We start from the raw sequence: 19734 nt of genomic DNA on the forward strand, positions 1-19734 counted from the left end.
GGCGGCGTCGCGGCCGTCGCGGATGGCCCAGACGACGAGGCTCGCGCCGCGCACGACGTCGCCGCCGGCGAAGACGCCCGGGATCGAGGTCATCTGCGTGCGCAGGTCGGCCTTCAGCGTGCCCCAGCGGGTGACGGCCAGTTCCGGCGCGGCGAAGGCGGCGGGGAGGTCCTCGGGATCGAAACCCAGGGCCTTGATGACGAGATCCGCGCTGAGGTCGAAGGCGCCGTCCTCGACCTCCTCCGGGGCCTGGCGGCCGGAGGCGTCCGGCGGGCCGAGGCGCATGCGCGCGGCGACGACGCCGGCCGCCTTCAGCGCCTCGCCCGTGACCGCCTTCGGCGCGGCCAGCCATTCGAAGATCACGCCCTCCTCGATGGCGTGGGAGACCTCCCGGTCCGAGCCCGGCATGTTCGCCCGGTCGCGGCGGTAGAGGCAGGTGACCGAGGTCGCGCCCTGGCGGATGGCGGTGCGCACGCAGTCCATCGCCGTGTCGCCGCCGCCGACCACCACGACGGCCTTGCCCGCCGCGTCCAGCCGGCCGGAGTCGAAGTCGGGCACGGCGTCGCCCAGGCCCTTGCGGTTGGACGCGACGAGGTAGTCGAGCGCGGCGACCACGCCCTGCGAGCCCACGCCCGGCACGGCCATGTCGCGCGCCCGGTAGACGCCCGTGGCGACGAAGACCGCCTGGTGCCTGGCCCGCAGGTCGGCCAGCGTCGCGTCGCGGCCGACCTCGAAGTTCAGCGCATATTCGACGCCGCCCTCGGCCAGCCGGCGCGTGCGGCGCTCCACGACCTCCTTCTCGAGCTTGAAGCCGGGGATGCCGTAGACCAGCAGGCCGCCCGGCCGGTCGTGGCGGTCGTAGACGGTGACGCCGTAGCCCAGTTCGCGCAGCCGCTCGGCGGCGGCGAGGCCCGCCGGGCCGGCGCCCACGATCCCCACCGACTGCCCGCGGTCGGCGCCGACCGCGACCGGCTTCACCCAGCCCTCGGCCCAGGCCTTGTCGGTCAGGTAGCGTTCGACGGCCCCGATGGTCACCGTGCCGTGGCCCGACTGCTCGATGACGCAGTTCCCCTCGCAGAGGCGGTCCTGCGGGCAGATGCGGCCGCAGACCTCGGGCATCGGATTGGTCGCCTGGGAGAGCTGGTAGGCCTCCTCGAACCGCCCCTCGGCGGTCATCCGCAGCCAGTCGGGGATGTTGTTGTGGAGCGGACAATGCGTCTGGCAGAACGGCACGCCGCACTGGCTGCACCGCGACGCCTGCTCGCGGGCCTTCGCGTCGATGAAGTCGCGGTAGATCTCGTGGAAATCCTGCGCGCGCGCCTGCGCCCCACGCTTCTCGGGCGTGGTGCGGGGCGTGACGGTGAACTTCAGCATGCGCTCGGCCATGCGCGCCCTCTAGACGCCGGAGCGGCGGCCGGGAAGCCGATGATACCGTTATAGGACTATATGAACGGGCCAGTCGGTCATGTGCGGCCTTCGGAAGCGCATCGGCGCTCCATATAGTCCAATTTTGAGATCATTAGATTCGGGCCCTATGGTCCCCGCCTCGAAACGCGGAGTTGAGCCTCGTGCTGCCGGACTGGGTCTATGCGATCATCCTTGGCGTCATCGAGGGCCTGACGGAGTTCATCCCGGTCTCCTCGACCGGCATGATGCTGCTGGCCAAGAAGGCGATGGGCCTGCCCGACGGCTTCTGGGACACCTTCGCGGTGATGATCCAGCTCGGCGCGATCCTGGCCGTGGTCGTCCTCTACTTCGGGAAGCTCTGGAAGCAGGTGATCTCGCTGCCCAGCGACCCCGAGGCGCGCAAGTTCGCGCTGACTGTCATCGTGGCCTTCCTGCCGTCGGTGGTGCTCGGCCTCCTGCTGCACGACTTCATCAAGGCGGTGCTGTTCGAGACGCCCGAGGTGCAGTGCATCTCGCTGATCCTGGGCGGCGTCGTGCTGCTGTTCATCGACCGGATGGCGCCGCGGCCGACCGCGCACGACCCGTTCAAGCTGCCGCTGACCAAGGCGCTGGCGATCGGCCTCTTCCAGGTGCTGGCGATGATGCCCGGCGTCTCGCGCTCGGGCGCCACGATCGTCGGCGGGATGCTGTTCGGGGTAGAGAAGCGGGCCGCGGCCGAGTTCACCTTCTTCCTGGCGATCCCGACCATGCTGGGCGCCTTCGTGCTGGACGCCTGGCAGAGCCGCGACCAACTGACCGGCGACACCCTGCCGCTGATCGCCATCGGCTTCGTGGTGGCCTTCCTGGTGGCGATCGTGGTGATCCGCACGATGCTGGCGGTGGTCACCAGCCGCGGGCTCGCGCCCTTCGGCTGGCTGCGCATCGCGATCGGCGGGATCGGCCTGGCGCTCCTGACCTTCGCCTGAGCCTCAGGCGCCTTCGCCGGTCGCGACCCAGCGGGCGCACGCCGGCCCCAGCATCTCGACGGCCTTCTGCTCGTAGGCCAGGCTTTCCGCCGGGCTCAGCACGTCCCGCCAGCGGCCGTTCACACCCTTGTTGATGAAGTGGCCGGCGCCGGCCTCCCAGGGATCGCCGCCCAGCGGCGCGATCCGCGGCGCATTGGCCTTCATCCAGTCGAAGGTGGAGTGCCTGACGGCGCGGGCGAAGTCGGCCTCCGAGATCCCGATGTCGAGGAACGCGGCGATCCCACGCATCTCTCCCGCGAGGTCGGCCTTCAGGTTGGCGAAGTGGACCAGCTTCACGTTCGGCAGGCGGCGCAGCGCCCACCAGGTCGAGGTGTTCTCCCAGAACGACCAGAACGGCCGGCCGTCCTCCTCGAGCCAGGTGTGGAAGTAGCGCCGCACGTCCGGCTCGGCCGGGCCGAACCTCTCGCCGACCAGCGGCCGCGGCGCATTGTTGAACAGGTCGAACACGTCGGGCCGGAAGCCGGTGTGGTGGTGGTGCAGGCTCCACACCACGTCGCGGCCGTCGCGCCCGACGTAGAGGTACTTGGCTCTCGGCGAGATCTCCAACGCGTCGGCGGGCAGGTGGGTCTTCACGACGCGGCGGTGGGTCTGGGCGTCGACCATGTCGCGGACCGCGTCCGGCACGATGCGCATGTCCCACCAGGGCGAGATCTCGGCGACCGAGACGTCGGGGTCGCCGGCGAAGATCAACTGGGCGACGATCTGCTGGGTCCAGGTGGTGCCGGACTTGGCGTAGGTGGAGACGATGACGTCGTCGTCGCGGAAGGCGAACCCGTCCCAGTAGGTCGAGTCCATATGGTGGTTGGCGAAGTCGCGGGTCTTGTGGGGCAGGCCTGGTCCGGCGGGCAATTCAGGCTCCTGTCATCGAGCTCGGGTCACCCCCGCCGCGCCGCCCTGGATGCCTGCGCGAATGCAGACCGATCCTGCGTCAGAGTCCAGCCAACGCCCGTTGCTCCTGGTCCGCGTACTGCCCGCCCTTGCGATACCGGTAGAGGTAGGTCGGCAGCACCGCCTCGAGCGTCGTCGGCGTGACGCAGAGGTCAGCGAGGCCCGGGTGGCCGCCGCCGGCCACGTTGTCGGTCCGCAGCGCCTCCACCTGGTCGGCGGTGACCGGCGGCGGGACCAGGAACGCGCCCAGGTCGAACAGGCCGCCCAGCACCCGGGCCGCGGGCCAGGGGACGGGAACCAGCAGGCGGCGCTGCTGCGTCTCGGCCATCATGGCCTCCATCAGCTCGCGGAAGCTGTAGGTGGCGGGGCCGGCGAGCTCGAAGGTCTGCCCGGCCGACGCCGGGTCCACGACGATCTTCGCCAGCGCCCGGCCCACGTCGCCCACGAACACCGGCTGGAAACGGGTGTGGCCGCCGCCGATCAGGGGCAGGGCCGGGGCGAACTGCGCCATCGCCGCGAACTTGTTGAAGAACCGGTCGCCGACGCCGAACACGACGCTCGGCCGCGCGATCGCGGCGTCGGGATGGACCGCGCGCACCGCCGCCTCGCCCTCGGCCTTGGTGCGGGCGTACTTCGAGGGCGACTGCGGGTCGGCCCCGATCGCCGAGACGTGGACCACGCGTTCCACGCCCTGGGCCTTCGCGGCGACGGCGACGTTCTCGGCGCCCTTCACCTGGACGGCCTGGAAGCCCTGGCGGCCGGTCTCGTAGAGCACGCCCACGAGGTTCAGCGCCGCCGTGGCGCCCGCCAGCGCCCGCTCCACCGAGGGCAGGTCGCGGACGTTGGCCTGGACGACGTCCACCTGGCCCACGTCGCCCAGCAGGCGCATCGTGTGCGCGAGGCTGGGGTTGCGGACCGCGACCCGCACGCGCCAGCCGGCCTTGGCGAGGTAGCGGACGGCCTGGGAGCCCACGAAGCCGGAGCCGCCGAACACGGTGACGAGGTTCTGCATGGCCGCGGATTAGACGATGCTGCGTCCCCTCGCAATCGGGCCGTTGACCCCACCGGGGCGTTGCCATATGTAGCCGCCTCCCGATCCGACGGACGGGGCCCAGGTGGCGGAATTGGTAGACGCGCTGGCTTCAGGTGCCAGTGGCTTAACGGCCGTGAAGGTTCGAGTCCTTTCCTGGGCACCACCGTCCGATAGGTGATTGATGTAGTTGAGTTTCCTCGCGTTTTTGAGAGCCCCGGTACACATCGTTGGTACACATGGGGCAGCACGCGAGATGAAGAACACCCAGTATCTGGTTCAGGTCGGCGGCCGTTGGTACTGCCGTGTGAGGTGGCCCAAGGAGATTTGGGGCGCGCTCGGGGACGGCAGTTTCAAGCGTTCGCTGCGGACGGACAGCCGTTCCGAGGCGCTTCTCAGGCTGCCGGGAGCCCTCCAAGAGTTCCAGAACGCCGTCGCGGTGGCCAAGGCGCGACAGTTGGAGGCCGCGCCCCGGCCGCTCGGCGCTGGTGAGATCACGCTGCTGGTGGCGCGGTGGTACGAGGCCGCGCAGGGCGCGTTCGAGCCGAACCCTCGGCCCCAGCAGCGCGACGCAGTGGAGCGCGAGGAGCGGCGTCGGTTCATCGAGACGCAGGAGGAGGGGCTGGTCCGCAAGCGCCGCCAGCTCGGCGAGGCGGACTACTCGACCCTCTATCCGCTGGTGGACGGCCTCCTCTCGCGCACGGGCCTCAACGTGGACCGGGAGGACGCCTCGTTCGGGCTCCTGTGCCAGACCCTCATGCGCGCCTGGATCGCCCTGGAGGAGACGGCGCTCGCGAAGATGCGCGGCGAGTTCGGCCACCGGCCGGCGGACCCGATCCTCCAGGAGCTAGAGGCGGCCGAGCCGTCCGTCGCGGCGGCGCCGACATCGCGGACGCTGGACGGGCTCATCGGCGCCTATGAGGCAGACAACGCCGCGCGGTGGTCGCAGTCGACCGTGAACGCCTACAGGCCCGTCTTCAGGGTCCTCAGGGACACCCTGGGGGCAAACCGCGAGGTGCGCTCGGTGGACCGCGAGGCGGCCCGCGAGGTGTTCGAGGTGGTGAAGGGCCTACCGCGGAACCTAGGCAAGAACCGGGAACTGGCGGCGCTGCCCGTCCCTGCGGCCGTCGCCGCGGCCCAGTCGCTCGGCCTGCCGACGATCAGCCCGAAGTCCATAAACGACAGCTACATGGCCCTCAGCGTCGCTCTTTTCGGCTGGGGCCTGCGCGAGCGTTGGACGGAGTACAATCCCTTCGTGGGGCTCCGCGTGGTGGAGGCGGTCGCGCCGCAGGACAAGCGGGACGCCTTCACGCCCGACCAGCTCGCCGCCGTGTTCGGCGGTGCGCCCTGGTCCACTGGCGATACGGCGCCCGGGGGTAAGCCGTCGCTCTACTGGGCGCCATTGCTGTCGCTCTACCACGGCCTGCGAATCGGCGAGCCGTGCGGGCTGCTGACCGAGGAGATCGTGGAGCGGGACGGCGTCGCGGCCATCGACGTCAAGCCGAACGACCTTCGGCGACTGAAGAACCGCCACACCAAGCGGTTCCTGCCCATCCATCCCGAGCTGATCCGGCTGGGCTTCCTCGACTACGTGGAGGCGCGGCGGCGCGCCGGGGACCGGCAGCTCTTCCCGGAGGCGCGGCAGGACGCCAACGGCCACTACGGGGACCACGTGACCGACTGGTTCCGCCGTCTCCTGGAGGCGCGCGGCCTGCGCGGGCAGGGCGTCAACAGCGGGAACCTCACGCTGCACTCCCTGCGCCACAGCTTCCAGGACGCGCTGCGCGACGCCGGCATAGAGGAGACGCTGGAGGGCAAGGTGCTGGCGGGCCGGCAGCGCGGGGCGGACCCGGTGGCCGCGGCTTACGGGAACGGGCGGAACATGGAGCAACTCGCAGCGCAGCTTGGCAAGGTCGCTTATCCGGCGGTCGGCATCCCGGTCGCCGGTGGCGTCGAGGCGGCGGCATGACGCTGAAAGACATCCCATGGATGTTCGCGAATAGGTCAGCGGCGACGGGCAAAAGGGTCTAGTTGCGACGCCTTCACCAACGAAGGCTCCTCATGAAGACCGGAAACCACCCCTCGCGCGACGCCTTGCGACGCGCCGTCCTCATCGACATGGCGGACGCACGATCCGAACCCGAGATCATGCGCCGCCACGCCATCTCCAGGTACGTCCTCAACCGCCTCCGAGGCGAGTTCTCGGTCAGCGAGTGGGGAGAGCTGATGGACCGATGCAGGGCCAACCCCTTCTGACGAGCGCCCGTTGCCACGGCGGCGCATGCAACCCAAAGTGCCCTCGTGGCGACGCCGGAACAGAAAGCGCGCCAGCTCATCGACGCTCAGCTTGAGGGGGCGGGCTGGATCGTACAGGACCGCGACGAGATGAACCTCGGCGCTGGGCTGGGCGTGGCCGTGCGGGAGTACCCGCTGGCGGCCGGGCCGTGCGACTACCTGCTCTTCGTGGATCGTAGGGCATGCGGGGTCATCGAGGCCAAGCCGGAAGGGGTGACGCTGTCCGGCGTGGCCGACCAAGCGTCCGGCTATCAGGACAAGCTCCCCGGCCACCTGGGCAACTGGGGCGATCCCCTGCGGTTCGACTACGAGGCCAGCGGGTCGGAGATACTCTTCAGCGACCGAGCCGATCACGAGCAGCGGTCGCGCTACCTCTTCGGCTTCCACCAGCCCGCCACGCTGCTGGAGTGGCTGAAGGCCGGGACGTCCCTTAGGGGCCGCCTGCAGGGGCTCCCGCCGCTCGACGTCACGGGCCTCCGCGACTGCCAGACGGAAGCCATCACTGCCCTGGAGGCCTCCCTGGCGGGCGGCAAGCCGCGCGCCCTTGTCCAGATGACCATGGGGGCCGGAAAGACCTTCACGGCAGCCACGCTGGCGTACCGTCTCCTGGCCCACGCCGACGCCAAGCGCGTCCTCTTCCTCGTCGACCGCAACAACCTCGGCCGCCAGACCCTCAAGGAGTTCCAGGCGTATCGCCCACCGGGCACGGGGCGGCTGTTCACCGAGCTGTACAACGTCCAGCGCCTGGGCACCGCGGGGCTCGACCGGGACGCCAAGGTGGTCATCTCGACCATCCAGCGGGTGTTCGCGCAGCTCTCGGGCCAGGAGTTGAGCGAGGAGGACGAAGAGGTCAGCGCCTACGAGGGGGAGACCCGAGGGTCGCCTAGGGCCGTCGCCTATAGCGCCGACATGCCGCCCGAGACCTTCGACGTGGTCATCGTCGATGAGTGCCACCGTTCGATCTATGGCACCTGGCGGCAGGTGCTGGAGTACTTCGACGCCTTCACCATCGGCCTCACCGCGACGCCCTCGGCGCACACCCTGGGCTACTTCCAGAAGAACCTCGTGGCCGAGTACCCCTACGAGCGCGCCGTCATCGACGGCGTCAACGTGCCCTTCGAGGTGTTCCGCATCCGCACGGAGATCGGCGAGCGGGGCGGCAGGGTGCCTGCCGGGTTCACCGTGCCCCGTCGCGACCGCCACACCCGCCGCCAGCGGTACGAGGAGCTGACCGACGACCTGATCTACGCGCCCAGCGAACTGGACCGCTCGGTCATCGCGCCCAACCAGATCAGGACGGTCCTGGAGACCTACAGGGACACTCTGTCGACGGAGCTGTTCCCCGGCCGCGACGAGGTCCCGAAGACCCTGATCTTTGCCAAGGATGACCACCACGCCGAGGAGGTGGTCCACATCGCCCGCGAGGTGTTCGGCAAGGGCAACGAGTTCGCCAAGAAGATTACCTACAACACCGGCAACGTGGACCCGGAGACGCTGATTGCGGCGTTCCGCAACAGCTACAACCCGCGCATCGCGGTAACGGTCGACATGATCGCCACGGGCACCGACATCAAGCCGGTAGAGGTGCTGGTCTTCCTGCGGGACGTGAAGTCGGCGCTCTACTTCGAGCAGATGAAGGGCCGGGGCGTGCGCACCGTGGCGGACGCCGACCTCGCCAAGGTGACGCCCGACGCCCGCACCAAGGACCGCTTCGTCATCATCGACGCGGTGGGCGTGACCGAGAGCGCCAAGACCATCTCCGCGCCGATGGAGCGGGAGCGGGTGGTCGCGTTCGACAAGCTGCTGGAACAGGTCGCCAGCGGGCGCAGCGACCCCGACGTGGTCTCCACCCTGGCCGCGCGGCTGGCCGCCCTGGACCGCAAGCTGACCGACGAGGACCGGGCGCGGGTGGCGGCCGTCACCGGCGGGCGCACGCCCAAGGACATCGCTGCCGGGCTCCTGGAGTCGCTGGACAACGACCGCATCGAGGCCGCCGCCCAGGAGGCGACGCCGGGCGCGGTCTTAGCTGCCCGGTTCGACGAGACGGCGGCACGGCTGAGGCAGGAGGCGCTGCGGGTGTTCGACGACCCCAGGCTGCGCAAGGTGCTCATCGAGCTGAAGTCTCAGAGCGAGGTGGTGATCGACGAGTTCACGCCCGACGCGGTGATCTCGACGGGGTTCGACGCCGGCGCGGCCGAGGCGATGACCGGGAAGTTCCGGCAGTTCCTGGACGAGAACCAGGACGAGCTGACGGCGCTCAGCATCCTCTACGGCAAGCCCTACGCGGCCCGTCGGCTGACCTACGAGAGCCTGGAGGAGCTGCGGAGCGCGTTGGCGCGGCCCCCCTGGCTGCTGGAGCCCGCGGCCGTGTGGCACGCCTACAAGCGGCTCTCGAACGGCGCCCTGCGGGCCGATCCGGCGCGGGTGCTAACCGACGTGGTGGCGCTGGTGCGCTATGCGCTGGGCCAGGCCGAGACGCTCGCCCCGCTGTCGTCCGAGGTGGCCGGCCGCTTCAACCTGTGGATCGGCCGCGAGGAGCGGGCGGGGCGTGCCTACACGGCCGAGCAGCGGGCCTGGCTGGAGGCGATCCGCGACCATCTGGCCGCCAACGTTGACCTGCACCTCCGCGACCTTCAGGAACTCCCCCAGTTCGCCGAGCGGGGCGGCGTGATCGCCGCACGTCAGGCGTTCGGATCGCGGTTGGACGGGCTCATCGAAGACCTGTCGGACGCGCTGGTGGCGTAGGGGGAGTTGGTGTCGAGGGGGAATCGCGCGGCGGTGGAGGCCGGGCCCGTGGACGGCCCGTGGAAGCTGCCCGACGGCTGGCGCTGGGAGCTGCTAGGTAGCCTCGGGGACTGGTACGGCGGCGGGACGCCGTCCAAAGCTAACCCCGCGTTCTGGACTGGCGGGAGCGTGCCCTGGGTCTCGGCGAAGGACATGAAGGCCGACTACATCGACGATGCCGAGGACAAGATCACAGACGAGGCGATCCGGAACTCGGCCGCGAAACGCATACCGTCAGGGTCAGTTGTTTGCGTAATGCGGTCGGGCATCCTGAAGCACAGCTTTCCCGTAGCGGTGACACGTCGGGATGTGACGATCAACCAGGACCTCCGCGCACTCCATCCGCGGCCGGATGTGGACCCGAGGTTCCTCGCTTACTACCTGCGCCGAACGGCTGATGATGTCCTTGGCGAGTGCTCCAAGAACGGCACAACAGTGAACAGCATCGAAGCGGGCCGGCTGATGCGACGCCCTGTTCCGCTTCCTGCTCCCGGGACCCAACGGCGGATCGTCGACCGGATCGAAGAACTCTTCACTGAGATTGGCGAAGGTCGGCGATCCTACGCACGTGCTTGCATGCAGTTTGATGCCTATCGCCGAAGCGTGCTCCAGGCCGCAGTCATGGGTGACCTAACCTCTGACTGGCGGCGTGGGCGATCCGTGAGCGAGACGGGCGGGCAACTTGTGGAGCGGATCGCTCAGCTGCGGAAGGAGCAAGGGGTCAGCCGGCCCGGCAGGAGCGAGAACGGAAGCTCACCCAATGAGGCAGAACGTTCGCCGCTGCCCGCTGACTGGACATGGGCCACCTGGGATCAAGTTGGGTCCTCGCAGAACGGACGGGCGTTCCCCAGCACAGACTACAGCTCAGAAGGGGTGAAGCTCCTTCGACCCGGCAATCTGAGTGCAAGCGGGGCCTTAGCCTGGACGCCCGACAACACGCGTCGACTCCCAGAGCGGTACGCGGCTGAGAACGACGACCTTTTGGTTCGCGGGGGCGAGCTGATTATGAACCTCACGGCCCAGTCTCTAAGGGACGATTTTCTCGGCAGGGTGTGCCGAACCGGTTCCGACGACCGGTGTCTCCTAAACCAGCGACTGGCGCGTCTCACGCCTAGCCTTGTGGACCCGGAGTTCCTCCTTCGTGTCTTCCAATCTCCAATCTTCAGGCGATTTGTCGGCGACCTGAACACTGGCAGTCTCATCCAACACATGTACACGAGGCAGCTTGCCGGCTTCGCATTCCCCATTCCGCCTCTAGATGAGCAAGCGGAGATTGCGAGGCGAGTTCGCACCTCGCTTTCAGTCGCGCCAGACGACTGGATTGACGTCTCAACCGTCGACGCGCTTCGCGCTGGTGTCCTCGCCGCCGCCTTCCGGGGAGACCTCGTCGCGTGAACGAACAGACGCTCATCAGCAAAGTCTGGAACTACGCCCACGTGCTGCGCGACGAGGGCGTCAGCTACGGTGAATACGTCGGCCAGATCAGCTTCCTCCTGTTCTTGAAGATGGACGACGAGCGGACCAAGCTGCTCGGCGAGCCCTCGCTGATCCCCCCGGAGTTCCAGTGGGAGACCCTGCGGTCGAAGTCCGGGGAGGCGCTCGACGCCCACTACAAGGACGCGCTGGCCAAGCTCTCGAAACGCACCGACTTCGTCGGCACGCTGTTCCTCAAGGCCGAGAGCAAGATCGACGATCCCGCCAAGCTCCAGCGCCTGGTCAGCCTGATCGACGGCGAGACCTGGATGGGCGTGAACGTGGACGTAAAGGGCACAATCTACGAGGGCCTGCTGGAGCGGAACGCCGGCGAGGTGAAGAGTGGGGCGGGCCAGTACTTCACCCCGCGGGCGCTCATCCAGGCCATGGTCGAGGTGGTCGACCCGCAACCCACGGAGACCATCTGCGACCCTGCCTGTGGGACCGGTGGGTTCCTGCTGGCCGCCTACGAGCACATGAAGGCCAAGCCCGCGGCGCGGGACCGCAAGGTCAACGAACGGCTGCGGCGCGAGACCTTCCGCGGCTACGACATCGTGCCCGAGGTGGTGCGGCTGTGCGCCATGAACCTCTACCTGCACGGGATCGGCGGCGACGCGTCGCCGGTGGTCGCGGCGGACGCCCTGCTGACCAAGCCGGCCGAGAGCTGGGACATTATCCTGGCCAACCCGCCGTTCGGGAAGCGCCAGTCGTTCCGCATCGTCAACGACGGGGGCGGGATCGACACCGAGCGGCAGGACTATGTCCGCGAGGACTTCACGGTCACCACGGGCAACAAACAACTGAACTTCTTGCAGCACATCATGTCGGTGATGGGCCCGCAGGGGACCGCTGCGGTGGTGCTGCCCGACAACGTGCTGTTCGAGGGCGGGGCTGGCGAGACGCTGCGGAAGAGGCTGCTCACCGAGTTCCGGTTCCACACCCTGCTGCGGCTGCCCACCGGGATCTTCTACAAGCAGGGCGTGAAGGCCAACGTGCTGTTCTTCGACCGCGCCCCGGCGGGCGAGGGCGTCGCGACCGAGGCGCTGTGGGTCTACGACTTCCGCACCAACCAGCGGTTCACGCTGCGCGAGCGGCCTCTGAAGCGCGCTGACCTGGACGACTTCGTGGCGGCCTTCAAGACCGGCCGCCAGCATGAGCGGCAGGAGAGCGAGCGGTTCCGGCGATTCGCCTATGACGACGTGAAGGGCCGCGACAAGCTCAACCTCGACATCTTCTGGCGCAAGGACGACGGCCACATCGACCCCGACAGCCTCCCGCCGCCCGACGAGGTCGCCGCGGAGATCGTCGAGAACCTGGAGCTGGCGCTGGAGAAGTTCCGCAAGGTGGCGGCGGCGCTGGCCAAGGCGGACGCCTGATGGCCGCGGACGGCGACCTCCAGGCCCGGCTTCCGGCGCCCGTCTGGGCCGTGCCCCTGGCGCTGCTGGTCGTGGCCGTCGCGCCGTGGTGGCCGTACGGGTTCTACACGCTTCTGCGCCTGATGGTGTGCGGGGCCTCCGTCTACACGGCCTATGCCCTGCTGTCGGCCGGCCAGAGGTCGTGGCTGGGCTGGCTCTTCGTCGGGCTGGCGATCCTCTACAACCCGGTGTTCCGGGTCCACTTCGACCGCGACACCTGGAGCGTCCTCAACCTTGTCTCGGCGTTTCCGTTCGCGGTCCTGGGATGGACCCTGAGGAGGCCCGCCGCTTGACCACCAGAGAGTACCCCATGCGGTTCGAGAACAGGCTTGCGAGCAGTTCGGATGATCTCGAAGTCTGGATCGACTGCCTCTTCCATCGCGAGCTCGCCGAGTACGGTTTCACCCTGGACTTGCCCGCGTTGGCGTCGGAAGAGCGGGCTTCTGAGATGGAGCAGTTTGGGTGCGCGATGACGCGGGGCGTTGCTGCGCTGGTGCGTGTCCCATCCTGGTTGTCGACGCCCAAGTCGACCTTCTACCGGGCGATGCTAAGCGTGTGGCAGAACCAGGACGAGGGACTGTCAGCGACGGGGCGGCTCATTGCCCCTGAGCAGAACCTGTTCCTGCAGCTCAATGTCACCCCTAGCATCTTTCGGCGCTGCGTCGAGGCCACTGAAAAGGCCGACGCATGGTTCCACGAGCCCACTTGGGGCGACCTGAGAGACCTCGGGGACGTGACCGCTCTGGAGAGGCTTGGCGTCGCGTTGGAGGACGTTGAGGCGCAGTGTTTTCACCTTCGTGCGCACGGCAGCATTGTCGCGACAGAGCAGCAGGGCGGGCTCGACAGCATGACACTGACGCTGGATCGCATCTCATTCGGGTCGCCGGCGGTCGGATAGCGATGACTGGCGCCTGTTCGGGTCGAACCCGGAAACAAAGCAGGGGCGGGCAAGCGGGAGCGGGCGTGCGACGGCGCCGGTGCGTCAGGCTGCGCGTTGCGGGCCGGGGCGGCGGGCGGTAGTCGCGGTCCTAGTGCGCGTATCACCCTCCAGCGACGCGGCGGCCGTCGCGCCCTTCCCCGACCGCCCTCATCTGAGGAACAGCCGGCCCCTGTCGTGGGACCGGGCGCCCGCCACGCCGGCGGCAAGGGCGGCGCTGGCCGAACTGCTCGTGCAGATGGAAGCCTGGGAGCCTCGCCGGCGGGCGCGGCGTGCGGACGACCGGGCGCGCCTGGAGGCCACGCTGGGGGCCATTGCGCTGGACCTGTTCGCGGCGGCCGGCGAGGACGCGGAGCGGTGGCTGGCGTATTCACGCCGCAACGCCGACTACGAGGCCCTGCAGCGGCGGTATGTCCATCCCGAGGCGACGCGAACGACCGTCGAGGCGGTGGTGGGGTTCCTGGAGGCGGGCAGCTACGCCGAGACGAGGGCGGGCAGCTACCGGCGCCAGGCGCTGGGCGGCGGGGGTTACCGCTCACGACTGCGGGCGACGGATCGGCTGGTAGCGTACTTCGCAGGCCGCGGCATCGGGCTGGACGACATCGGGGTGCGCGAGGCCGCGGAACTGGTGGTCCTCAAAGGCCCCGCGGCGACGCGCGGCGGCACGAAGCCACTGCTCGGCTACGACGACACCGGCGAGACCTGCCGGATGCGCGAGGAGCTGAGGGCCTGGTCGGCGGTCGCCCAGCGCCACGACATCCGCCCCGGGGGAGACCGATGGGACCCGATGACCCGGCCGCTGGAGGACGCGGACGAGGGCGCTGGGGAGGCTGTGGAGCTGCACCGGGCCCGCCTCTACCGGGTCTTCAACAACGGCTCCTGGAGGGCCGGCGGGCGGTTCTACGGCGGCTGGTGGATGACCATGCCGTCGGCTGACCGGAAGCGGCTGACCATCGACGGCGAGCCGGTGGTGGAGCTGGACTTCAAGGCGCTCCATCCCCGCATGGCCTACCACCTGGCGGGGTGGCCGCTGGACCTGGAGGACGACCCCTATGACCTCGGCGGGGCGTGGGCGCCCGTGGACCGGGGCGCCGTCAAGGTGGCCTTCAACCAGCTCCTCGCGGTCGGTCCCGGCGCCGGGATCAGGAGGCCGGCCGACCTCGTGCTTCCCCGGGGGCGCAGCTATGGGGACCTGCTGGCGGCCCTGGAGGCGAAGCACGAGGCCATCCGGCCCTGGCTGCGCTCGGCCAGGGCGCTGGAGCTGCAGAACCTCGACAGCCGGATTGCCGCGGGCGTGCTGGCTTACTTCACGGCGAGGGGCCGGCCGGTGCTGCCGGTGCATGACAGCTTCGTGGTCGCAGCGCGGGATGAGTACAAGCTCGGAGAGACGATGTTCCTCGCCTATCGGGCCGTGCTGTCGGATCGCGGCGGCGTCGCGGCCTGGCCGGTGGTGAAGGGATGGAGCGGCACCGGCGTGGAGGAGAGGGTGCGGGGCGTCCTCTGCTGAGGCATGGGGTGATGATCCCCTTCCCCGGCTCTCACTGGGGGGCCATCCCCTCGGGGGGGGCCTCGAGGTCCATACTGGGGGCCGTAAGGACGTGCCCGATCCGGCTCCATAGTAGGGGCGACACCCCCCTCGGAACTCAGTCCGGCGCGGGCGCGCGATACCCCTTCGGTTTGGACGCCGCCCAGGCGTCGAGGTCGTCGAGGTAGTAGGCGGCGTAGCCGTAGCGTTTGTGGTGGGCGGGACCCGTTCCCCGGGCGCGGCGGCTCTCCAGCGCCTTCTTGCTGAGGCCTAGCATCCGCGCGGCCTCGGCCTCCATGACCCAGTGGCGCGGGTCGGCGCTCGGCGCAGGCTTGATCTCCAGGGGGTCGAACGTGGGGACCACATCCTGGAGTGCGAGCTGGTAGCTCGTGCGGTCCTTGCCGCTGGGACGCTTGGGCACTGTTACGCTCGCACTCGGAGGGCCGCAGATGGCCCCATCAGAGGTTCACTTAGTACCCCACCGGCGACCTCGTGGGCAGCCCGCCAGAGCGTCGCAGGAGTCGTCTAGGGCCACCCGCATGGACTAGTGTCGGCGCTCAGAGGGAGGCGATCATGAGCAGGGTACTGGAGATGCTCGAACTGGAGCGTCAGTCCTTCGAGCGGCACGGTGTAGAGGTCCGGGCGGTGCTGCTGACTGCGGCGGGCCTCAGAGACATCCTCGCTCACGCCGCACCGGACGATCCTCGGTTGGAGCGACTGCCCGATGGCAAGCTCCGCGTCTTTGGCCTGTCGCCGATCTACGACGACACCCGCGGGCCGATGTTGATGGACGAGATCGAACTCGGAAACTACCGCCGAACGGCGGGCCGCTAGTCGGCTGCGAGCAGGCGGTAGGCCGAGGCGCGGCTGATCCCGAGCCGGCGCGCGATCTCCACGGGACGCAGACCCTCGGCGGCGAGCCGGCGGGCGTCGCCTTCCTGAGCCCGGGCGGTCGGCTTGCGGCCCCGGTACTTGCCGGCAGCCTTGGCCTTGGCGATCCCCTCGCGCTGGCGCTCCAGCATGATCGAGCGCTCGAACTGGGCGATGGCGCCCACCATGGTGAGCAGCAGCTCGCCCGTGGCCGTGGAGGTGTCGATGGCGAGGTCGAGGATACGCAGGTGCGCGCCCTTGGCCTTGATGCGCCCGCTGATCTCAAGGAGGTGAGCCACGGAGCGCGCCAGTCGGTCGAGCTTGGTGACAACCAGGGTGTCGCCCTCGCGGATGAAGTCGAGCGCCTGGGCAAGCTGCTCGCGCGCCACCACGTCCACCGACGACACCTGCTCGATGAAGAGGCGCTCACATCCGGCGGCCTTCAGGTCGCGCTCCTGGGCCTCCAGGCCGGCCGTCTGGTCTGTCGTGGAAGTCCGTGCGTAACCGACGATCATGTTCGCCTCCGTCTCAATGAACTCTTAGATGTTGTGGCGGAGTTGTCTCAGATTGTCAAATCGACTTCTGTGAGACGACACAGTAGGGGTGGTGAGACGTCTCGCTGGGCCACGGTCGTGTGAGACGGCCGCTACGAAGTGGCCTTCATCGTTGCAACGATGCGCTTAGCGATAAAACGCTGCGCCGCCGGAAGGATGAGCGCAGACGCTTCGTCGATGGTCATTGGCTTGCGTGGTGGCTGATAACCCAAGTCGCCGTGACGGCCGGCAGGCCCGATGGCCGCGAAGTTGTTTGCCGTGTGCGTGAACCGCTTGAGTTCGGCTTTGGTGGACCCCGCCGCGGCCACAATGTCGTCCTCGCTCATGCCGTGCGTCTTCAAGAAGTCCATCAACTGATAGAGGGACGCGTAGGTAAGGCCGTGAGTGCCGAGAACCGTCAGCATGCCTCGCACAGCAAGGTCGCTGCGAGCCAAGTAGATGGCACCTTCCAGCATCTGGTCGGAGACCAACCTCCGCGCGTCCTTGTCGAGCGGGCGCCTGACGATGGTTGAGGAGAAGGGGTCGCCGCCGGCCGCAACCTCATAGGCGGACACCCGCTTATCACTCCGCATGTCGTACAGATCGCCCAGCCGGTCGGGTCGGTAGCTGCTCGTAAGCAGGTACAGGGCTCCGTCGAAGACCACCTTGAGGGCGGCAGCGCGTGCGAACAGCTCGGGTCCCGGCGTAAGCTCATCGAGGTGCACGGACGACCAGAAGTAGACCGGCGGGCGGTCATCCTCCTCGTAGCGCAGGATGGCTATGTCGGGACCATGAAGCGACCAGCTCAGGCCGGCGATCAGGTTGCTGCCGAAGAGATCAAATCCCCAGCGGTAGCTCATGCGGACAGTCCCCCCTCTCTTTTGTAGGTGTTGCCATGTAGGAGCCAGCGGCAGCGATTGCACCCCCATGGGGGGAAGCGCGCACGGCCCGCCTGGAACATGGGGCCTCAGATAAGCGATGCTGAAACCATCGAGCCTGGAGGCGAGGCTGGCGGCCGGCCCGTTGTGTATGACGGGTTCCCCGTGTAGGAACGCCTTGAGCGTCACGGGCCACAAGCCTAGGACACACAGGTGCACACGGGGTTGGCAAAACCCAGGAAAATCAACAAGCTCCGGGACGGCCGCCTAGTCCTTTCCTGGGCACCACCGTTGGCGGTGGCTCCGGTCTTCATCAGTGCATTTTGAAGCGGATCGGTACGGACTTGGGGCCGCAGACGAAGCTGGCCTCCATGCGGCGCGGCTCGCCGTCCAGTTCGACGGACTGGAGGCGCGGCAGCAGTTCCTCCCAAAGGATCCGCATCTCCATCCGCGCCAGGTGCTGGCCCAGGCAGACGTGGGCGCCGTAGCCGAAGGCGACGTGGCGGTTCGCCGCGCGGGCGACGTCGAAGTCGAAGGGCCGCTCGAAGACGCTCTCGTCACGGTTGCCGGAGGCGTAGCTCAGCATCAGCCAGTCGCCCTTGGCGATCTTCTGCCCGGCGAGTTCGGCGTCGGCGGTGGCCGTGCGCATGAAGTGCTTCACGGGCGTCTCCCAGCGGATCGACTCCTCGATCAGGCCGCGGATCAGGGCGGGGTCGGCCTTGACGGCGGCGAACTGCGCGGGCCGCTCGGCCAGCGCCCATAGCGCGCCGGCCGTGGTGGCGGAGGTGGTGTCGTGCCCGGCGGTCGCGGCGATGATGTAGTAGGACATCGCCTCCAGGTGGCCGAGCGGCTGGCCGTCGATCCGGCCGTTGGCGATGACGCTGGCGAGGTCCGCCCGCGGGCTTCGCCGCCGGTCCTCCGTCATCTCGTTGAAGTAGACGATGAAGTCGGCGATCGTCGCCTGAAGGCTGGCGAGGGCGGCCTCGGTGCTCTCGCTCTTGCCCCGGCTGCGGCTCAGGTCCGGATCGGCGCTGCCGAACAGTTCCTGGGTGAGAGTGAGCATCCGCGGCTCGTCGGCCTCGGGCACGCCCAGCACCTCCATCACCACATGCAGCGGATAGAGGAAGGCGACATCGCGCGCGAAGTCGCAGCGTTCGCCGTGGGCGGCCATCCGGTCGACGAAGCCCCGCGCGATCTCGCGGATGCGCGCCTCCAGCGCCCGCAGGTTCTGCGGCGCGAACGAGGGCTGGGTCAGGCGGCGGTAGTTGGCATGGTCGGGATTGTCCATCTGCACCAGCGAGCGCACCAGGTGCGGCGAGCCGCCCATCATCTCGCGCACCCGCCGGTCGGCCTCGACGGTGGTGAGCACGGTCGAGCGGTCGCCGTTGTGGAACAGCTCGTTCTTGAGCTCGACCTCGCGGATGTCGTCCTGCCGGGTGACCACCCAGAAGGGATCGAAGCCTTCCGGCTGGGCCACGGCCAGCGGGGCCTCGCGGCGCAGCCGCGTGAAGGCCTCGTCGCTGCGGCTTCGGTCGGCGTAGGCCTTCGGGTCGACGATGGTGTCGGCGATGTCCCTGGCGATCATGGCGGCGATCCTCGTTTCGGCGGCGTCCGCCCCAGCCAAACCGCGCCGCGCGCGGCGGGAAATGATCACGATCAAGGCGGCGCGCCGCCGGGCGCCTGAATCTGCCGCCCCGGGGAGCCCGATGACCGACGCGCCGTACAAGACCTGGCAGTGCCGCACCTGCGGCTACCTCTACGACGAGGCGGCCGGCGATCCGGCCGAAGGCCTGGCGCCCGGCACGCGCTGGCGCGACCTGCCCGACGACTGGGTCTGCCCGCTCTGCGGCACGCCCAAGGCCGACTTCGACATGGCGGAACTGTAGCCGGGACGCCATCGCCGGGCGCGGAGCGCCCCCTTTCGGGCCGCGGGCGTATCATCTAAACAAGCCGGACGACCGCCCCGGGACCTCCCTGCCGGGCGGCGTCAGCCGTGTTCGAAGCCGGGGCGGCGCCGGCGATGGAGTGTGTTGGCGACGTGGCGACGCCCGCGAATCAGACGTTCGTCCATGCAGGCGACCTTCCCGACGGCGCGCTGGCCGGCGCGACGGCGGTGGCGATCGATTCGGAGACCATGGGCCTGCGGCTCGGGCGCGATCCCCTCTGCGTCGTGCAGTTGTCGGACGGGAACGGCGACGCCCACGTCGTGCAGCTCGACCGCGCCACCTACGACTGCCCGAACCTGAAGCGGCTGCTGACCGATCCGGCGGTGACGAAGATCTTCCACTTCGGCCGCTTCGATATCGCCATGTTCCGGCTGCATCTGGGGGTCGTGACCACGCCCGTCTACTGCACCAAGATCGCCTCCAAGCTCGCCCGCACCTACACCGACCGGCACGGGCTGAAGGACGTGTCGCGCGAGCTCCTGGGCATCGACATGTCGAAGGCCCAGCAGTCCAGCGACTGGGGCGCCGCGCGGCTCAGCGAGGACCAGGTGGCCTACGCCGCGTCCGACGTGCTTCACCTTCACGCGCTGAAGGCGCGGCTCGACGAGATGCTGGTGCGCGAAGGCCGCGACCACCTCGCCCGGGCCTGCTTCGAGTTCCTCCCCCACCGCGCCGTGCTCGACGTGGCCGGGTGGGAGGACGTCGACATCTTCGCCCACGCCTGAACC

19 protein-coding genes and 1 tRNA gene are annotated in these 19734 nt (G+C 68.9%); 13 read left to right on the top strand and 7 right to left on the bottom strand.

Features of this window, described 5'->3' with window-relative positions; genetic code table 11:
- On the bottom strand, positions 1 to 1386 hold a 1386-nt coding region (locus JNL41_RS07045), incomplete at its 3' end, for an NAD(P)-dependent oxidoreductase (protein ID WP_293473569.1).
- Positions 1387 to 1571: 185 nt separating this feature from the next.
- Here JNL41_RS07045 and JNL41_RS07050 point away from each other — a divergent pair.
- Positions 1572 to 2372, top strand: a complete 801-nt coding sequence (locus tag JNL41_RS07050) for an undecaprenyl-diphosphate phosphatase (protein ID WP_293473602.1) — start codon at positions 1572 to 1574, stop codon at positions 2370 to 2372.
- Positions 2373 to 2375: 3 nt separating this feature from the next.
- Here the strand turns inward: JNL41_RS07050 and JNL41_RS07055 are convergent, their stop codons facing one another.
- Together JNL41_RS07055 and JNL41_RS07060 are read right to left on the bottom strand one after the other, a co-directional pair.
- Positions 2376 to 3281, bottom strand: a complete 906-nt coding sequence (locus JNL41_RS07055; protein ID WP_293473570.1) for a sulfotransferase domain-containing protein — start codon at positions 3279 to 3281, stop codon at positions 2376 to 2378.
- 79 nt (positions 3282 to 3360) lie between these two features.
- Positions 3361 to 4332 (bottom strand): complex I NDUFA9 subunit family protein, encoded by a 972-nt coding sequence (locus tag JNL41_RS07060; RefSeq protein WP_293473571.1) that lies wholly within the window; start codon positions 4330 to 4332, stop codon positions 3361 to 3363.
- 97 nt (positions 4333 to 4429) lie between these two features.
- Between JNL41_RS07060 and JNL41_RS07065 the strand changes: the two genes are divergently transcribed.
- The 9 genes from JNL41_RS07065 to JNL41_RS07105 all read left to right on the top strand — a co-directional run bounded on the left by JNL41_RS07065 (position 4430) and on the right by JNL41_RS07105 (position 14761).
- Positions 4430 to 4516 (top strand) — tRNA-Leu (locus tag JNL41_RS07065).
- 90 nt (positions 4517 to 4606) lie between these two features.
- The gene (locus JNL41_RS07070) at positions 4607 to 6319 is read left to right on the top strand and encodes a site-specific integrase (protein ID WP_293473572.1); all 1713 of its coding nucleotides are present in this window, start codon (positions 4607 to 4609) and stop codon (positions 6317 to 6319) included.
- Positions 6320 to 6411: 92 nt separating this feature from the next.
- Positions 6412 to 6606 carry a hypothetical protein gene (locus JNL41_RS07075; protein WP_293473573.1) on the top strand — a complete coding sequence of 65 codons (195 nt, stop codon included), beginning with the start codon at positions 6412 to 6414 and terminating at the stop codon, positions 6604 to 6606.
- Positions 6607 to 6651: 45 nt separating this feature from the next.
- On the top strand, positions 6652 to 9390 hold the full coding sequence (locus JNL41_RS07080) for a DEAD/DEAH box helicase family protein (RefSeq protein WP_293473574.1): 2739 nt from the start codon (positions 6652 to 6654) through the stop codon (positions 9388 to 9390).
- 48 nt (positions 9391 to 9438) lie between these two features.
- A complete protein-coding gene (locus tag JNL41_RS07085) occupies positions 9439 to 10824 on the top strand; it encodes a restriction endonuclease subunit S (protein ID WP_293473575.1) in 1386 nt (461 codons plus the stop codon).
- A complete protein-coding gene (locus tag JNL41_RS07090) occupies positions 10821 to 12278 on the top strand; it encodes a class I SAM-dependent DNA methyltransferase (RefSeq protein ID WP_293473576.1) in 1458 nt (485 codons plus the stop codon). The genes JNL41_RS07085 and JNL41_RS07090 overlap by 4 nt, the downstream gene beginning before the upstream one ends.
- Positions 12278 to 12610: a DUF6804 family protein gene (locus tag JNL41_RS07095; protein ID WP_293473577.1), complete on the top strand. Its 333-nt coding sequence runs from the start codon at positions 12278 to 12280 to the stop codon at positions 12608 to 12610. Before JNL41_RS07090 ends, JNL41_RS07095 begins: the two co-directional genes overlap by 1 nt.
- 17 nt (positions 12611 to 12627) lie before the next feature.
- Entirely contained in the window at positions 12628 to 13215 is a 588-nt protein-coding gene (locus JNL41_RS07100; protein ID WP_293473578.1) for a hypothetical protein, read from the top strand.
- Positions 13216 to 13348: 133 nt separating this feature from the next.
- Positions 13349 to 14761: a hypothetical protein gene (locus JNL41_RS07105; RefSeq protein ID WP_293473579.1), complete on the top strand. Its 1413-nt coding sequence runs from the start codon at positions 13349 to 13351 to the stop codon at positions 14759 to 14761.
- A 136-nt stretch (positions 14762 to 14897) separates the two neighbouring features.
- On the opposite strand, the gene JNL41_RS07110 is transcribed toward JNL41_RS07105, so the two are convergent.
- Positions 14898 to 15200 carry a DNA-binding protein gene (locus JNL41_RS07110; RefSeq protein WP_293473580.1) on the bottom strand — a complete coding sequence of 101 codons (303 nt, stop codon included), beginning with the start codon at positions 15198 to 15200 and terminating at the stop codon, positions 14898 to 14900.
- 152 nt (positions 15201 to 15352) lie between these two features.
- On the opposite strand from JNL41_RS07110, the gene JNL41_RS07115 reads away from it, so the two are divergent.
- Entirely contained in the window at positions 15353 to 15613 is a 261-nt protein-coding gene (locus tag JNL41_RS07115) for a hypothetical protein (protein WP_293473581.1), read from the top strand.
- Here the strand turns inward: JNL41_RS07115 and JNL41_RS07120 are convergent.
- The 3 genes from JNL41_RS07120 to JNL41_RS07130 form a co-directional block, all read right to left on the bottom strand.
- Positions 15610 to 16164 (bottom strand): recombinase family protein, encoded by a 555-nt coding sequence (locus JNL41_RS07120; protein WP_293473582.1) that lies wholly within the window; start codon positions 16162 to 16164, stop codon positions 15610 to 15612. The two genes, JNL41_RS07115 and JNL41_RS07120, sit on opposite strands and share 4 nt — an antisense overlap.
- A 131-nt stretch (positions 16165 to 16295) precedes the next feature.
- Positions 16296 to 17042: a hypothetical protein gene (locus tag JNL41_RS07125; protein WP_293473583.1), complete on the bottom strand. Its 747-nt coding sequence runs from the start codon at positions 17040 to 17042 to the stop codon at positions 16296 to 16298.
- A 331-nt stretch (positions 17043 to 17373) separates the two neighbouring features.
- Entirely contained in the window at positions 17374 to 18645 is a 1272-nt protein-coding gene (locus JNL41_RS07130) for a cytochrome P450 (protein WP_293473584.1), read from the bottom strand.
- A 121-nt stretch (positions 18646 to 18766) separates the two neighbouring features.
- Between JNL41_RS07130 and JNL41_RS07135 the strand changes: the two genes are divergently transcribed.
- The gene (locus JNL41_RS07135; RefSeq protein WP_293473585.1) at positions 18767 to 18946 is read left to right on the top strand and encodes a rubredoxin; all 180 of its coding nucleotides are present in this window, start codon (positions 18767 to 18769) and stop codon (positions 18944 to 18946) included.
- 152 nt (positions 18947 to 19098) lie between these two features.
- Positions 19099 to 19731, top strand: a complete 633-nt coding sequence (locus JNL41_RS07140; RefSeq protein WP_293473586.1) for a ribonuclease D — start codon at positions 19099 to 19101, stop codon at positions 19729 to 19731.
- Positions 19732 to 19734 lie beyond the last annotated feature (3 nt).

This window comes from Phenylobacterium sp., assembly GCF_016793285.1.
GTDB lineage: Bacteria > Pseudomonadota > Alphaproteobacteria > Caulobacterales > Caulobacteraceae > Phenylobacterium.

Coding starts and splice junctions, on each gene's coding strand:
- JNL41_RS07070 (WP_293473572.1), top strand. CDS start 4,607: ATGAAGAACACCCAGTATCTGGTTCAGGTCGGCGGCCGTTGGTACTGC.
- JNL41_RS07125 (WP_293473583.1), bottom strand. CDS start 17,042: ATGAGCTACCGCTGGGGATTTGATCTCTTCGGCAGCAACCTGATCGCC.
- JNL41_RS07100 (WP_293473578.1), top strand. CDS start 12,628: ATGCGGTTCGAGAACAGGCTTGCGAGCAGTTCGGATGATCTCGAAGTC.
- JNL41_RS07095 (WP_293473577.1), top strand. CDS start 12,278: ATGGCCGCGGACGGCGACCTCCAGGCCCGGCTTCCGGCGCCCGTCTGG.
- JNL41_RS07130 (WP_293473584.1), bottom strand. CDS start 18,645: ATGATCGCCAGGGACATCGCCGACACCATCGTCGACCCGAAGGCCTAC.
- JNL41_RS07120 (WP_293473582.1), bottom strand. CDS start 16,164: ATGATCGTCGGTTACGCACGGACTTCCACGACAGACCAGACGGCCGGC.
- JNL41_RS07135 (WP_293473585.1), top strand. CDS start 18,767: ATGACCGACGCGCCGTACAAGACCTGGCAGTGCCGCACCTGCGGCTAC.
- JNL41_RS07060 (WP_293473571.1), bottom strand. CDS start 4,332: ATGCAGAACCTCGTCACCGTGTTCGGCGGCTCCGGCTTCGTGGGCTCC.
- JNL41_RS07075 (WP_293473573.1), top strand. CDS start 6,412: ATGAAGACCGGAAACCACCCCTCGCGCGACGCCTTGCGACGCGCCGTC.
- JNL41_RS07115 (WP_293473581.1), top strand. CDS start 15,353: ATGAGCAGGGTACTGGAGATGCTCGAACTGGAGCGTCAGTCCTTCGAG.